This is a genomic window from Sulfurospirillum sp. E15m (assembly GCF_059415145.1).
This window is the reverse complement of record NZ_JCAHZS010000001.1, coordinates 408939-421499: the sequence shown is the minus strand read 5'-3', so window position 1 is coordinate 421499 and position 12561 is coordinate 408939. Positions and strand designations below refer to the sequence as shown.

The window sequence follows — 12561 nt, the reverse complement described above, 5'->3', positions numbered from 1 at the left end:
GGTGCAGGCTCCTAGGAGCTTGCACTCTCATTTTTTGCTTCTCTTAACTTGTCTTTTTTACTTTTACGTTTGCCTTTAATGGGCGCACTCCCCTTCTCTTTTTGAGGTGCCTCACCTTCAAGCTCAAAGCCTTTGATCTGCTCTTTTTCAAGCTTGATTCCACAGCGTTTTTCAATCAAATGAAAATGTGCCTTGTCCTCATGGTCGATAAATGAGATCGCCACGCCCTCTTTGCCTGCACGCCCCGTTCGTCCGATGCGGTGGATGTAATCTTCCGTTGCACGCGGTAAATCAAAATTAATCACACAGCTCACATCGTCAATATCCAGTCCACGTGAAGCAATGTCCGTGGCAAATAAAACACGAATCTTGCGCTCTTTAAACGACTTCAATGTCCACGCTCTGTCTTCTTGCATCAAATCACCATGAAATGATTCGGCTAAAAAACCATGTTTGCGAAACTTCACAGCGATATTATCGGCAGCGCGTTTGTTTGCCATAAAAACCAAGACAAGTTCCCATCTGTTTTCACGCAGTAATTGGCGCAACAGTGGCGCTCGGTTTTCTTTATTGACCTCGATGGCTCGTTGCGTGATGCGTTCCACCGTTGGCGCTTCAGCTTCGATGCTTACTTCCACGGCGCTTTTGGTTATCTTAGAAGCAATGGCTTGCATCTTTTCGGGGTACGTCGCGGAGAAGAGAAGATTTTGGCGTTTGGCTGGCAGTGCTTCAAGGATAGAACTTAACTCTTGCTCAAACCCAAGATCAAGCATCTTGTCCGCTTCATCAAGCACAAAAAACTCCACACTGGAGAGATTGATCTGCTTTTTGCTCATGATGTCAAGCAAACGACCCGATGTTGCGACTACGATGTCGCACCCTTGTTGGATGTCAAAAAGTTGCTCGCCGATCTTCTCTCCACCGATAACACTCACTACTTTTGGTTTTACATGTAAAAACGCTCCAAAGCCCTTAAATGCTTCCGCGACTTGCACGGTCAGTTCTCTGGTGGGCGTTAAAACCAATGCTTTTATCTTCGCTTTGCTCTCACCTTTACTCGCACTCCAAAGCTCTAAAATGGGCAAGACAAACGAGGCACTCTTGCCACTTCCCGTCTGCGCCCGAGCCAAAATGTCTTTTCGCTCCAACACAAGCGGAATCACTTTTTCTTGAATCGGCGTAGGTTGCGTAAAACAGACCTCAAGCAGAGCTTGTTGGAGTGGTTTGCAAAGTTTTGAAAATGGCATGTGCGTCCTTTAATTCTTTATGCCATTGTAAGATAATCTCACTTTAGGTTTACATGTAAAAGTATTTAATCATGATACCACTCGGTCAATGTAATCAGAGGCAAAACAATCAGGGCAAATCCTATAAACGTCATGACAGTTGCTTTGCGTGATTTAAGGAAACTACTCAACACAATAAAGCCAAGAACCCAATAGCCTTGCGCTGTATAGAATCCCGGGAAATACCCCCAATGTAAAAGACTCCACCACGTATGTGTTATCGCATTGCCGATCATGCCGTAAACGATGTAAAATAGCATTGGTAGCACTAAAAATTTTAACTTTTGCGTAAATACGGCAATACACCCTAAAGAAAACACAAAATAGCTGATCATATTGATAGTCACAAATCGCTCTACGGAGTAAGGATGACTGCCGAATAAAAGCGGAAATTCCCGATAAAACCCTGTTACAAATTCTTCATTAAAATGAATAAACTGCCAAGCAAACGAGGCAAAAAACAAGGGAACAAATGACTTAGCAGAAGGAAGTTCAAGCTGCTTTGCGTACATAAAATAGATTAATGCAAGGCTGATTACAAGCCCCGGTATAAACGTAACAGCTAGAGGCAACTTGCCGATATAGATAAAAAATGTCCCCATCACCAATGCCATTATGGTAGCGATTTTTACGTCGCTTTTTTCAAGCGTTCCAATTTTTTCTTTGAGTTCAAGCATCTTTTTCTCCTGTGAGGTTTTCAGAAACTTCTTCAATACAGCCATGCATAAATTTCTCAACGTTTAGTGCAAGCAACGCGTGTATATCTTCTTGCAAAATGATTCGTCCAAACGCATGGTGCATAATCAGATAGCCTAAAAGATTGCATAAAAAAGTGGTCGCTAAAAAATGAGCGTTCATTTTCGGATTTATGACAATCTTCTTTAAAGCTTCCATCTGCTCGAAATACGTTTGCAACATAGCAATCGCAGTGGATGGAATCTGAATGAAACTTGTTTTAAAATCATCGTTGTTTTCATTTAAGAGCGATAAAATCAAACCGATATTGGCACGAAATGCCTGATAATAGATGATGCCAACTGCCGTCAAATCTTTCTCGATGTTGTGGTGCGATGCGGAAAACAACACCTCTTTAAACGGTTCAATCAACTCTATTTTCGACAAAGCCAACGACTTTAAAATACCCGCTTTATTTTCAAAATTTCTAAAAATCGTTATCTCGTTCGCTCCCGAAACTTCGGCTATCATTTTCGTCGTCGTTTTTGCGTAACCGACCTCTTGAAACAGTTTTTCAGCCGCCGCAAGAATTTTTTCCTTAGCGGGTCGTTTTCTTTTTAACGTTGATTCCATGAATGCTCCCTTAACAAAATGTAAGTAACACTTGCATTTTATACAAAAGCGTGCTATATTGTCAAGAAAATTATTTCTTAAAGGTATGGTACATGTCCACTATTGCCAACACCCCTAATCCTCCGTACTATGCAGTCATTTTTACGTCTATTCGAACAGAAGGTGATAACGGATACCACGAAATGGCACAAAAGATGGTTGAACTCGCCGCAAATCAATCAGGTTTTCTTGGTGTAGAATCAGCAAGGGAAGGCATTGGCATTACAGTTTCATATTGGTCTGATATAGAATCGATACAACAATGGAAAGCAGACTACGAACACCAAGAAGCTCAAAAACTTGGACGCGAAAAGTGGTATGCTTCTTTTAAGACACGAATTGCAAAAGTAGAAAAAGACTATGGATTTTAATGATACACTTTAGAAGCATTACATGTAAAAAGAGATTAACCACGAGGAAATCAAAATAACATTTGAATTAGAAGAGGATTTTATCGAGTTGTTTAAACTGTTTAAAGTCACAGGTGTAGCCGAAAGTGGTGCGCAAGCGAAGGTGCTCATTGAAGAGGGACAAGTGAAACGAAACGGCGAAATTGAGACGAAGAAACGTGCCAAAATCGTTGCAGGCGAGAAGATTGAAGCGTGCGGTGAAATCATCGAAGTCAAAGCTATTTCGATGTGAAATGAGACACACTTACTTTAAAAAGCATTGTTTTCTCTAATTTAGTACCTCCTTCATTTTAAACACTCCTATGCACCCTCAAAATGTTTTTTCGCGCCAACACAAGCGGAATCACTTTTTCTTGAATCGGCGTGGGCGTGGTATGCCCTACTTCACTCAGTGCTTGGAGAATTTGTGGGCAGAGTTTGAGCGTAGAAAATGGCATGGGTTGGCATCCTTTGAGTCTTTTCGTCATTGTAGAATAGTTTCACTTTAGAGGAGGTTTTAAGGATTACATGTAAAGGCACTTTAGGGTAAGTTTTTGGTGTTATAATACGTCTGTAAAATGTCAAAGGATAAATAGTGGATCACTATAAATGGTTGCTTGCGTTTCACGTTATCGCGTTAATGTCGTGGATGGCGATGTTGTTTTATCTGCCACGGCTTTTTGTTTACCATGTGGAGCATGCTGATAAAAAAGCGTTTGTGGAAGTGGTGAAAATTCAAGAGTACAAGATTTATAAATACATCGGGCTTCCTGCCTTTTGGGCAACCCTTGCCAGTGGACTTGGCATGATTTTGGCTGACCCACAACTGCTCTCAAGCGGTGGGTGGATTTATGCAAAATTTACAGTCCTGATCGCACTTGCCCTTTACTCTTTTTCACTCGAAAAGTACCGTTTGGAACTTGCTAATGACACCTGCACCAAAAGTGGCAAATTTTTCAGAGCCTACAACGAAGTGCCGACGGCTTTGGCTATTTTGATTGTTGGGTATGTGGTCACAAAGAGCTTTTCATGGGCATTTACACTGATTACCTTAGGCATCTTCGCCATGATTATCGACGTGATTTTGGATGGAAAAAAGAAGCCTTAATCTTTTACATGTAAAGCGTTTGGTGATTCACTGGACTTGGAGCGTTGTAGCAGAATTTTAAGGTACAAAAGCGCTGAGAGTAACAGAAAATACCCCACGATGCTGTACCCGATCACATCACGCCTGCTCATCTCTTTGTCGTAGATCGCTTTTTCTTCATTCGTTGGAGCCTTTAGTGTCTGCTCCGTCACAATGGCGCTTGTTTGTGTGGCATACTGTTTGGGTAACCACTCAAGCCCGACAACGAGAACGAAAACACATACCACAATGGCCGCAAATATTTTAAGATTTGGCATGAGACTCCTTTTTGGAGAGAAACGGCAAGATGAAAAAAAGTGCCATCAGCACTGTGGAGAAGAACAATCCAACCCACAAAGTCAGCGTCGAACTCGGCAGCTTTCCAAGAATCGTAAGTCCTATCAAAGAGATGACCAATGCCCAAAACCATACCAAAAAGTACGGGCGCTGATGGGCGGGAATGCGACGAGGGTTTCGATCAAGAAGGGGCATCAGCAAAAACCCGACATTGACCACCACCAAAGACGCCATCCCGATGTACGAGCCTTTGATCATGCCGATGTCAAAGAAAAAGCTTTTCAGCAGTTGCAACATCCATAAAAAATACCACTCAGGATAGATGTGTGCAGGTGTATCGCTCGGATTGGCAGGCGTAAGGTTGAGCGCGTCAAACGTGATTTCATCGTGAAAAAAAGCGCAATAAAAAAAGAGTGCCAAAAAGAGCGTACACGCCAACAGTGGCTTTAAAACGGCATTGGAGAAAAATGGCTTTGGCTCTTTGGGGATGATGTCGTGCTTGCTAAAACGCTCCTCTTTGCTGACATGTAAACCTTTGCGATTCCATGAAAGCTTTGTGGTGGCGTACCACTTCACAAAATCCGTATGCACCAAAATCATCAAACTAATCAGTAAAGGCATCACCACAATGTGCAAGGTGTAAAAGCGCAATAACGTAATGCCACTCACGCTAAAATCTCCCCTGACCCACAGCACGATGTCCTCACCCGCTCCTGGGATATACTCAAGCAAACTGGTGATGACTTGCGCCGCCCAGTAACTCATCTGTCCCATCGGAAGTACATAACCCGTAAACCCGATGACCATACAACAAAAGTAAAGCACCATGCCGTTGTACCAATACTTCGTTTTGCCATGTTTGTAAAAACCAAAATAGAGCATGCCTAAAAGGTGAATGTAGAGCAGTAAAAAGAAAAACGTTGAGCCAAGCGCGTGGATTTTTCGCCACAACCAACCATAATTGACCTCTTGCATAATCGTCGTATGAACACTCTCAAAAGCTTTATCGGCATCGGGGATGTAATGCATCGCAAGAAAAATGCCTGAACACAATAGCAAAAGGCACAAAACGACCATGATGGCGCCTGTGTAGAGTAAAATATTGAAGTTCTTAAGTTTCAGATTCATGCCTTGGCTTCCTCCATGAGTTGAAGGTACGCCTCGCCCACTTCTCCGACAATAATCATCTCATTGCGGATAGTAAATGGAGGAATAACTAAAGGCTTCGTAACAGGGCTAGCAAGGGCGTTGCCATTGGAGTCAAACTGCCCATTATGACACGGACAGATAAAGCGTTTTTCGTCAGCGTGATACTTGGGAATACACCCTAAATGGGTGCAAATCCCAACCATCACCGTGTAGTAATACTCGCCAATTTTAATGTCTCGTTTTTTATCAAGAATCATCGAAGCATCTTTTTTGAGGATAAAAAGCGGTTTTTTCTGCCATGTAAAATAAGAAATTTCATTCAGCGGTAACGCGTTCGTATCAATAAACGTAGCCGCGTCGAGTCGCGCTTTTTTGGGTGGTTCTAAGGTTTGGAACATCGTACCGATGCTAAAATACATCCCCGTTCCCGTCAATGCTAAGAGCGAGTAATTCACCACTCTTCGGTTTCTATCCATTCTCATTTTCCTTTGCGCCCCACTTGGCGTGTGACTATTTTACCAAAAACTTTCATCAATAGCTCTTGCAGAGCTCTTTGGACACGCTAAAAACTATGCTGACACTGGATTTTCTTTGCACATCTTTGGAAGCATGAAGAGGTTTACATGTAAAGATGGATTGGAGTATTATGGTGAAAACTAAAGGACTTAAAATGATATTTGAATTAGAAGAGGATTTTATCGAGTTATTTAAACTGCTTAAAGTCACTGGCGTTGCCGAAAGCGGCGCACACGCGAAAATGCTCATCGAAGAAGGACAAGTCAAGCGAAACGGCGAAGTTGAGACGAGGAAACGCGCTAAAATCATTGCAGGCGAGCAGATTGAAGCATGCGGTGAAATCATCACAGTTGAAGCCATTTCGATGTGAAATTAGGACACACTTACTTTAAAAAGCATTATTTTCTCTAATTTAATTTGGAGTATAGTACCTTCTTCATTTTAAACACTACAATGCATCCTCAAAACGTTTTTTGTCGCTACTGCATTCATGAAGGATGACTAAACTATGCTAAATTTGAATATGACAAAGCGAATTGCCGTTTTTATTTTAGGGCAATTCATCATGGCGTTAGGTGTCTCACTCTCGGTTAAAGCCAATCTTGGGGTTTCACCTATCTCGTGTGTACCGTATGTGTACAGCTTAACGATGCCTCTTAGTTTGGGCGAATTGACCATTTTGCTCAACCTTGTTTTTATTGCCCTACAAATGGCGGTTCTACGCAAAAACTACCAATGGGCGCAACTGGTTCAACTCCCTTCTGTCATCGTTTTTGGGTACTGCATTGATTTGACGATGCATCTGATCTCTTCGCTTAGTCCAACGTCGTATGTCGCACAAGTTTTTTGGTGTTTAGCGGCATGTGCCACACTCGCCTTTGGCATTTTTTTACTCTTAAAAACAAAACTGACCTATTTACCGCTCGATGGCTTGGCGGTTGCAATCTCGCACACGTACCACAAAGAGTTTGGTAAAGTCAAAATCAGTTTAGACAGCTCCATGGTCATCATTGGTGTCATCAGCTCGTTTACCTTTTTAAATCGCCTGGAGGGCATACGCGAAGGCAGTTTTGTTGCGGCATTGCTTGTTGGAGCGTTGATTAAATTGTACAGCACCAAATTGGTGTTTGTTGAGCAATGGCTAGGAACATACACCGCACCTCAAATACAAAGCACCCAAGAAGCAACGCTCAATTCTCTTGTCATTACCATCTCACGAGAGTACGGCAGTGGCGGACATGAGATAGGAGAGATGATCGCCCAAAAGCTTGGCATTCCTTTTTACGATAAAGAACTTATCAAACTCACCGCCGAAGAGACGGGCTACACGGCTGAATACATTCAAGCCAACGAGCAGCACTTAGCCAGTGAATTGCTCTATGAACTCTACGAGCAAAACTACGCCTACGTGGGTGACCAACTTCCGCCTGCCGATGTTTTGTTTATGGTGCAAAGTAAGATTATCCGCGATATTTGCGCTAAAGGTGCGTGCGTCATTGTCGGGCGTTGCGCTAATTTTATCTTAAAAGACGACCCAAATTGTTTCAATGTTTTCATTCATGCGAACATGGCGTATCGTAAAGCAAAAGTCAATGAAAAATACAAAGCCACCCCACCATGTACCAACAAAGACTTAGAGATGTCCGATAAAAATCGCGCCAACTACTGCCTTCACTACACCAAACACGACTGGAAAGATGCAACCAATTACCATGTCACGCTGGATGCTTCTTTGTACGGTTCTGAAAAAGCAGCTCAAAAGATCATTGAGCTGCTGAAGGATTTTGCGCACTAGCGTCTTTACATGTAAAGGTAAAAAGCTCCAAAATTATCTCTATTTTGTTACAATAATCGCACGTTCTTTTTGACTTTTTATGACTCTATGATTCTTTACATGTAAGGAGAAAAACGTATCATGAAACTAAAAACCGAAGATTTCATCGTGCCAGAAGGCGCAAAAGTTGAGCTTAAAAAATTCCCCACGCTTGTCAAAGCATTTTATGCCTCCAAAGAAGCGTATGAAGAGACGCTGAAAAAAAATATAGAAGCGCTAAGCGACCTCCAACAACTCCTCTACGCCTCTAACAAATACGCCGTTTTGCTCATCTTTCAAGCGATGGATGCGGCGGGAAAAGATGGCGTGATTCGCCATGTTCTCTCAGGCATCAACCCACAAGGCTGTCAAGTTTTTAGCTTCAAACACCCTGCTGCCACAGAACTCGCGCATGATTTTCTCTGGCGCACGACGTGTGTTTTACCTGAACGTGGGAAGATCGGCGTTTTTAACCGTTCGTATTATGAAGAAGTGCTCATCGTTCGGGTTCACCCTGAGATTTTAAAAGGACAAAGACTTCCCGATAGCGTGCTAGAAGATGAGAGCATTTGGAAGGAGCGATACCGCTCCATCGTAGATTTGGAAAATCACCTGCACCGAAACGGCACGAAAATCGTCAAATTTTTCCTCCATCTCTCTAAAGACGAACAGAAAAAACGCTTTCTTGAACGCATCGACAAACCCAATAAAAACTGGAAATTTAGCCTCGCGGACTTGGAAGAGCGCCAATACTGGAAAGCATACATGCACGCCTACGAGTCTTGTCTCAGCGCTACCAGCACCAAACACGCCCCATGGTACATCGTCCCCGCAGATGACAAAAAAAATGCCCGCCTCATCATCTCAAACATTCTTCTCGATACCTTCAAAGCGCTTGATATGCACTACCCAGAAACGGATGAGAAGCGACAAGAAGAGTTGAAGGCGATAAGGCAGAGGTTGGTGGAGGAAGAGTGAAGGTAGACTAAAGATTGAGAGTTTAGCCGCTTATTCGCTTATCCCATTTGCTATAATTGACTCATAACAATTATTGTAGGAATACATTATGAATCATTTACAACTGATCGAGCGCTACATCGAAGCATACAATGCCTTTGACATCACAACCATGCTCAGCACGCTTCACCCCAATATTGCATTTCAAAACATTACCAATGGCGAAATCAACGCTGAAACACACGGCATCGAAGCCTTTCGCACCCTCGCCGAACAGTCTAAAAGCCTCTTTACTTCACGCAAACAAACCATCACCAACGTCGAAACAAACGAGACTCAAACATGCATCGACGTCGCATTTGAAGCCGTCCTCGCCATCGACCTGCCCAACGGACTAAAAGCAGGCGAGCTCCTCCAACTCCAAGGACGCTCAGAGTTTACATTTCGTGATGGGAAGATTGTAAGCATTGTGGATAGGGCTTGATTTTTTACATGTAAAAGTATTTGTATTAAGTAAATAAAAGTTCAAATCTTAGTTCTGACCCTTTTTTTCATAGCTTTACATGTAAAGAGCTAATAATCAAAATCTTTACTATCCATTTCTTTTTTAAGTTCTTTATGTTTTGATAAAATTGTTTCATTTTCTCCAAATGCTTTTTCTGAATAATGAAATAATTTTATCTCGATTCCATCGTTCAATATCAAATGTTCAAAAAACTCAAATTCTTCCACTAGTGCTTTAAATTTTCGTTCCCCTATACTTCCAAGGCAATGATAAAACAAAAATTCTAATTCTTCTTTGGTAAATTGTGCTCTTAAAAGATTGACATAAAATTGTTTATCTTCAATTTGGCTGTATTTTATAAATTTTAAAATTTGATAGATTTGAATAAAATATGTCCCAGTATAACTTTCATATTTTTTATTAAATTTATTATAGTTCAAACTATAAATTTCTTTCAAAATTTCAAGATATTGGTTTATTGCCTCATATGCAACAAATTGCCCTTTATAAAATTTTGTATTAGAACTATAAAAATTAATATATTCTCTTGTGTGATTTACTGACGCAAAACCATTTTCATTATTTAAAGTAATTTTTAGATGTTCTCGTGTTTTTAAAAATAAACTCATTAACTGAAAAAAAGTATTTTCAAATGACTGAAGCTTTATAGAATCATTTTGTATCTTAAAAGAGTCACTTTGTTCTTGTTGCGCTTGACTTGATTTTGCTAATTCTTCTCTTGTAGCTTTTAGCTCTTCTCTTGAAAGTTCAAGCTCTTCAGTTTGAATTTTTATTGTATAGATAATCGCAAAAAGAGTAAAAAGAGCAAAAATAGGATTGAGTGTACCACCAATAAAATCACCAAAAGTTCCCCATTCATCATGAGTTGCTGAAAAGCTATTGTGAAAATTATAAAAATATATACCTAATGTAGCTAAAAAAAGAAAAGTGGCAAAGGGTAGGAGATATTTTAATTTTGATAGTTTGTCTTTATTGGACGTTGACATAAAATTCCTTTGATTAAAAAAGCATATTATATACTTTTTTATTAGGAGAGAAAATTTTACATGTAAGGACGTACGTAAGTTTTTAAACAGCTACTTTCCTCCTCAAATGCACACTAAAATTCTCTTACAAAAAAGAAAGCCTATCGTAACTTAAAGAATCTTTGCGCTATCCTCACTCCTGCTTCACCCACAAAAGCTTACTGGTGTCGTAGCGATACTCTTGCGCTTTATTTAAAATCTTATGTTTTGTCGCTTCATCGATGCTTTTTGAGCGAGAGAGTATCCATAAGTATTCGCGGCTGGGTTCGCCTATGAGCGCGTAGGTATAGTCTTCATCTAACATCAACACCCAATAATTACCGTAAAAAGGTCGAAAAAAGCTTACTCGTAACTTTGAATTTGTCGCATCTACTGCGTAGGCGATGCCTTTGGCTTCTTTGTGGGTTCCGTCTTCTTTCGTGCATTGGTTGAGGACGTTGATGCTTCCATCGTCATTGAGCGCGTAGGTTGCCGACACATGGGTACAGCCTTTTTCAAACGAGTGGTCATACCTTGCTATCTCGTACCACGTGCCAAGGTATCGGCTTAGATCCACTTTTTCAACCGTTGGAAGCGGTGCGTAGTGTTTGGCACAGCCTAGAAAAAGAAAGGAGCAGATAAAAGTGATGAACATTTTGAACATAGAGACTCCTTTTTGAGTAATGGTAAAAGTATACACTCAAAAAAGGCTCTTTTGATGCTGATCTTAAATCTAATCTATGCGTTTAATATTTGGCATAAAATTGAGAGGCGAAGGAAGCCTCTAACGAAGCTTCCTTATTTTACATGTAACGATTTACGCAGGTTTTTTAAGCAGTAATTTTTCAGTGTCAGATGCCGCATCATCGGTCAAATGCAAGTTAAAGTTCTCTTGCAAGAAAGAGAAGATGTCGTCGTTCACAAATTGTGGTGGTTTTGGTCCAAGATAGATGTTTTTGATACCAAGGCTAAAGAGTCCTAGAAGAATAAGAACTGCTTTTTGCTCCATCCAACTTAGAACGATAGAGACTGGTAAATCATGCACCGTAACACCCAGTGCGCCAGCAAGGGCAAGGGCAATGTGTACTGCACCGTTGCTGTCGTTGCATTGACCAAGGTCGAGGTAACGAGGTATGCCTGTGTCTGCCACCGTGCCAAAGTCGATGTCGTTAAATCTAAATTTACCACAGCTTGATGTTAAAATCACACAGTCGTTCGGTAAACTCTCTGCCATTTTTCGGTAGTATTCCCCGCCACTTCCTGGGGCATCACAACCCGCGATAACGAAAAACTGGCTGATTTTGCCTGCTTTAACCGCTTCTAAGATTTGTGGAGCAAGACCTAAGATGGTTTTATAGTGGTGACCCGTTATGAGTGTCTCTTCACTATCAAAACCTGTGACATCGGGGAGTGCTAATGTTTGAGCGATGATTTCGCTAAAGTCGTTATTGTGAATTTTTTTGCCCTCTTTGATGCCTACGATGTCGTATGTGTAGAGTCTATCAACATAGGTTGAGTTTGATTTTGGAGGCACGATACAGTTCGTGTTCACGATGATGGTTCCGCCCCATTGCTCGAAGAGTTTGGTTTGGTCAAACCATGATTTACCGATGTTACCTTTAAGGTGTGCGTATTTTCGAAGTTCTGGGTAACCGTGCGCTGGGATCATCTCAGAATGCGTGTAGATGTTGATGCCTTTACCTTCGGTTTGTTTGAGAAGTTCTAAGAGCATATCAAGATTATGTCCGCTGACCAAGATCGCTTTGCCTTCTGCTTTGTTTTGAGAGATGCGAACAGGTGTTGGAATGCCAAGGTGAGAAGTGTGTGCTTCAGTAAGAATGTCCATCATTTTAACACCCGCAGAGCCGATTTTCATCAGTTGAGCGATGTGGTCGTCAAAGTTGAAGTTTACGTTGGTAAGGGTGAAGTAAAGTGTTTGAGCGATGACGTCATCGACTTCTTTAGTGTCTGCACCAAATTCATTCGCGTGGGTTCTATACGCACTGAGCCCTTTAAGACCGTAAATCATGATATCTTGAAGTTTCGCCAAGTTGGCATCTTTGCCACACGTTCCTACCTCTTGACCTTTAGAACCACAGCCACCGATTGCACTCATAGAGCATTGATCACATAACATGTTTAAAGACATAA

At 41.4% G+C, this 12561-nt stretch carries 17 protein-coding genes; 7 read left to right on the top strand and 10 right to left on the bottom strand.

Going from position 1 to position 12561, the window contains the following annotated elements:
- Nucleotides 1–11: 11 nt before the first annotated feature.
- The 3 genes from AC5SLP_RS02160 to AC5SLP_RS02150 all read right to left on the bottom strand — a co-directional run bounded on the left by AC5SLP_RS02160 (nucleotide 12) and on the right by AC5SLP_RS02150 (nucleotide 2594).
- Nucleotides 12–1247, bottom strand: a complete 1236-nt coding sequence (locus AC5SLP_RS02160; RefSeq protein WP_495253489.1) for a DEAD/DEAH box helicase — start codon at nucleotides 1245–1247, stop codon at nucleotides 12–14.
- 65 nt (nucleotides 1248–1312) lie between these two features.
- A complete protein-coding gene (locus tag AC5SLP_RS02155) occupies nucleotides 1313–1963 on the bottom strand; it encodes a hypothetical protein (RefSeq protein WP_495253488.1) in 651 nt (216 codons plus the stop codon).
- Entirely contained in the window at nucleotides 1956–2594 is a 639-nt protein-coding gene (locus AC5SLP_RS02150) for a TetR/AcrR family transcriptional regulator (RefSeq protein ID WP_495253487.1), read from the bottom strand. Before AC5SLP_RS02150 ends, AC5SLP_RS02155 begins: the two co-directional genes overlap by 8 nt.
- 92 nt (nucleotides 2595–2686) lie before the next feature.
- On the opposite strand from AC5SLP_RS02150, the gene AC5SLP_RS02145 reads away from it, so the two are divergent.
- Both AC5SLP_RS02145 and AC5SLP_RS02140 read left to right on the top strand, forming a co-directional pair.
- Nucleotides 2687–3004, top strand: a complete 318-nt coding sequence (locus tag AC5SLP_RS02145) for an antibiotic biosynthesis monooxygenase family protein (RefSeq protein WP_495253486.1) — start codon at nucleotides 2687–2689, stop codon at nucleotides 3002–3004.
- Nucleotides 3005–3038: 34 nt separating this feature from the next.
- Nucleotides 3039–3275, top strand: a complete 237-nt coding sequence (locus AC5SLP_RS02140; protein ID WP_495253867.1) for an RNA-binding S4 domain-containing protein — start codon at nucleotides 3039–3041, stop codon at nucleotides 3273–3275.
- A 58-nt stretch (nucleotides 3276–3333) separates the two neighbouring features.
- On the opposite strand, the gene AC5SLP_RS02135 is transcribed toward AC5SLP_RS02140, so the two are convergent.
- Nucleotides 3334–3480: a hypothetical protein gene (locus AC5SLP_RS02135; protein ID WP_495253485.1), complete on the bottom strand. Its 147-nt coding sequence runs from the start codon at nucleotides 3478–3480 to the stop codon at nucleotides 3334–3336.
- A gap of 137 nt (nucleotides 3481–3617) precedes the next feature.
- Between AC5SLP_RS02135 and hemJ the strand changes: the two genes are divergently transcribed.
- Entirely contained in the window at nucleotides 3618–4130 is a 513-nt protein-coding gene (gene hemJ, locus AC5SLP_RS02130) for a protoporphyrinogen oxidase HemJ (protein ID WP_495253484.1), read from the top strand.
- Here hemJ and AC5SLP_RS02125 read toward each other — a convergent pair.
- Genes AC5SLP_RS02125 through AC5SLP_RS02115 form a run of 3 tightly spaced genes read right to left on the bottom strand, consistent with a single transcriptional unit; the run spans nucleotide 4127 to nucleotide 6070 of the window.
- A complete protein-coding gene (locus AC5SLP_RS02125) occupies nucleotides 4127–4426 on the bottom strand; it encodes a hypothetical protein (protein ID WP_495253483.1) in 300 nt (99 codons plus the stop codon). The two genes, hemJ and AC5SLP_RS02125, sit on opposite strands and share 4 nt — an antisense overlap.
- On the bottom strand, nucleotides 4413–5573 hold the full coding sequence (locus AC5SLP_RS02120) for a cytochrome b (RefSeq protein ID WP_495253482.1): 1161 nt from the start codon (nucleotides 5571–5573) through the stop codon (nucleotides 4413–4415). The genes AC5SLP_RS02125 and AC5SLP_RS02120 overlap by 14 nt, the downstream gene beginning before the upstream one ends.
- Nucleotides 5570–6070 carry a QcrA and Rieske domain-containing protein gene (locus tag AC5SLP_RS02115; RefSeq protein ID WP_495253481.1) on the bottom strand — a complete coding sequence of 167 codons (501 nt, stop codon included), beginning with the start codon at nucleotides 6068–6070 and terminating at the stop codon, nucleotides 5570–5572. Before AC5SLP_RS02115 ends, AC5SLP_RS02120 begins: the two co-directional genes overlap by 4 nt.
- A gap of 194 nt (nucleotides 6071–6264) precedes the next feature.
- Between AC5SLP_RS02115 and AC5SLP_RS02110 the strand changes: the two genes are divergently transcribed.
- The 4 genes from AC5SLP_RS02110 to AC5SLP_RS02095 all read left to right on the top strand — a co-directional run bounded on the left by AC5SLP_RS02110 (nucleotide 6265) and on the right by AC5SLP_RS02095 (nucleotide 9364).
- Nucleotides 6265–6480: an RNA-binding S4 domain-containing protein gene (locus tag AC5SLP_RS02110; protein ID WP_495253480.1), complete on the top strand. Its 216-nt coding sequence runs from the start codon at nucleotides 6265–6267 to the stop codon at nucleotides 6478–6480.
- A 138-nt stretch (nucleotides 6481–6618) separates the two neighbouring features.
- Nucleotides 6619–7905 (top strand): DUF6198 family protein, encoded by a 1287-nt coding sequence (locus tag AC5SLP_RS02105; protein ID WP_495253479.1) that lies wholly within the window; start codon nucleotides 6619–6621, stop codon nucleotides 7903–7905.
- 120 nt (nucleotides 7906–8025) lie between these two features.
- A complete protein-coding gene (locus AC5SLP_RS02100; RefSeq protein WP_495253478.1) occupies nucleotides 8026–8901 on the top strand; it encodes an ADP-polyphosphate phosphotransferase in 876 nt (291 codons plus the stop codon).
- Nucleotides 8902–8989: 88 nt separating this feature from the next.
- Nucleotides 8990–9364, top strand: coding sequence for a nuclear transport factor 2 family protein (locus tag AC5SLP_RS02095; protein ID WP_495253477.1), 375 nt, complete (start codon nucleotides 8990–8992; stop codon nucleotides 9362–9364).
- An 89-nt stretch (nucleotides 9365–9453) separates the two neighbouring features.
- Here the strand turns inward: AC5SLP_RS02095 and AC5SLP_RS02090 are convergent, their stop codons facing one another.
- From AC5SLP_RS02090 to hcp, 3 genes are all read right to left on the bottom strand, one after another.
- Entirely contained in the window at nucleotides 9454–10392 is a 939-nt protein-coding gene (locus AC5SLP_RS02090; protein ID WP_495253476.1) for a putative phage abortive infection protein, read from the bottom strand.
- Nucleotides 10393–10564: 172 nt separating this feature from the next.
- The gene (locus AC5SLP_RS02085) at nucleotides 10565–11074 is read right to left on the bottom strand and encodes a lipocalin family protein (RefSeq protein ID WP_495253475.1); all 510 of its coding nucleotides are present in this window, start codon (nucleotides 11072–11074) and stop codon (nucleotides 10565–10567) included.
- A gap of 153 nt (nucleotides 11075–11227) precedes the next feature.
- Nucleotides 11228–12559 carry a hydroxylamine reductase gene (gene hcp, locus AC5SLP_RS02080; RefSeq protein ID WP_495253474.1) on the bottom strand — a complete coding sequence of 444 codons (1332 nt, stop codon included), beginning with the start codon at nucleotides 12557–12559 and terminating at the stop codon, nucleotides 11228–11230.
- Nucleotides 12560–12561: the final 2 nt, after the last annotated feature.

Bases quoted from the DNA above. Each gene is read 5' to 3' on its own strand.
- AC5SLP_RS02160 (WP_495253489.1), bottom strand. From the start codon at position 1,247: ATGCCATTTTCAAAACTTTGCAAACCACTCCAACAAGCTCTGCTTGAG.
- AC5SLP_RS02150 (WP_495253487.1), bottom strand. From the start codon at position 2,594: ATGGAATCAACGTTAAAAAGAAAACGACCCGCTAAGGAAAAAATTCTT.
- AC5SLP_RS02115 (WP_495253481.1), bottom strand. From the start codon at position 6,070: ATGGATAGAAACCGAAGAGTGGTGAATTACTCGCTCTTAGCATTGACG.
- AC5SLP_RS02100 (WP_495253478.1), top strand. From the start codon at position 8,026: ATGAAACTAAAAACCGAAGATTTCATCGTGCCAGAAGGCGCAAAAGTT.
- AC5SLP_RS02090 (WP_495253476.1), bottom strand. From the start codon at position 10,392: ATGTCAACGTCCAATAAAGACAAACTATCAAAATTAAAATATCTCCTA.
- AC5SLP_RS02095 (WP_495253477.1), top strand. From the start codon at position 8,990: ATGAATCATTTACAACTGATCGAGCGCTACATCGAAGCATACAATGCC.
- AC5SLP_RS02120 (WP_495253482.1), bottom strand. From the start codon at position 5,573: ATGAATCTGAAACTTAAGAACTTCAATATTTTACTCTACACAGGCGCC.
- AC5SLP_RS02085 (WP_495253475.1), bottom strand. From the start codon at position 11,074: ATGTTCAAAATGTTCATCACTTTTATCTGCTCCTTTCTTTTTCTAGGC.
- AC5SLP_RS02105 (WP_495253479.1), top strand. From the start codon at position 6,619: ATGCTAAATTTGAATATGACAAAGCGAATTGCCGTTTTTATTTTAGGG.
- AC5SLP_RS02135 (WP_495253485.1), bottom strand. From the start codon at position 3,480: ATGCCATTTTCTACGCTCAAACTCTGCCCACAAATTCTCCAAGCACTG.
- AC5SLP_RS02145 (WP_495253486.1), top strand. From the start codon at position 2,687: ATGTCCACTATTGCCAACACCCCTAATCCTCCGTACTATGCAGTCATT.
- AC5SLP_RS02125 (WP_495253483.1), bottom strand. From the start codon at position 4,426: ATGCCAAATCTTAAAATATTTGCGGCCATTGTGGTATGTGTTTTCGTT.
- AC5SLP_RS02155 (WP_495253488.1), bottom strand. From the start codon at position 1,963: ATGCTTGAACTCAAAGAAAAAATTGGAACGCTTGAAAAAAGCGACGTA.
- AC5SLP_RS02110 (WP_495253480.1), top strand. From the start codon at position 6,265: ATGATATTTGAATTAGAAGAGGATTTTATCGAGTTATTTAAACTGCTT.
- hcp (WP_495253474.1), bottom strand. From the start codon at position 12,559: ATGTCTTTAAACATGTTATGTGATCAATGCTCTATGAGTGCAATCGGT.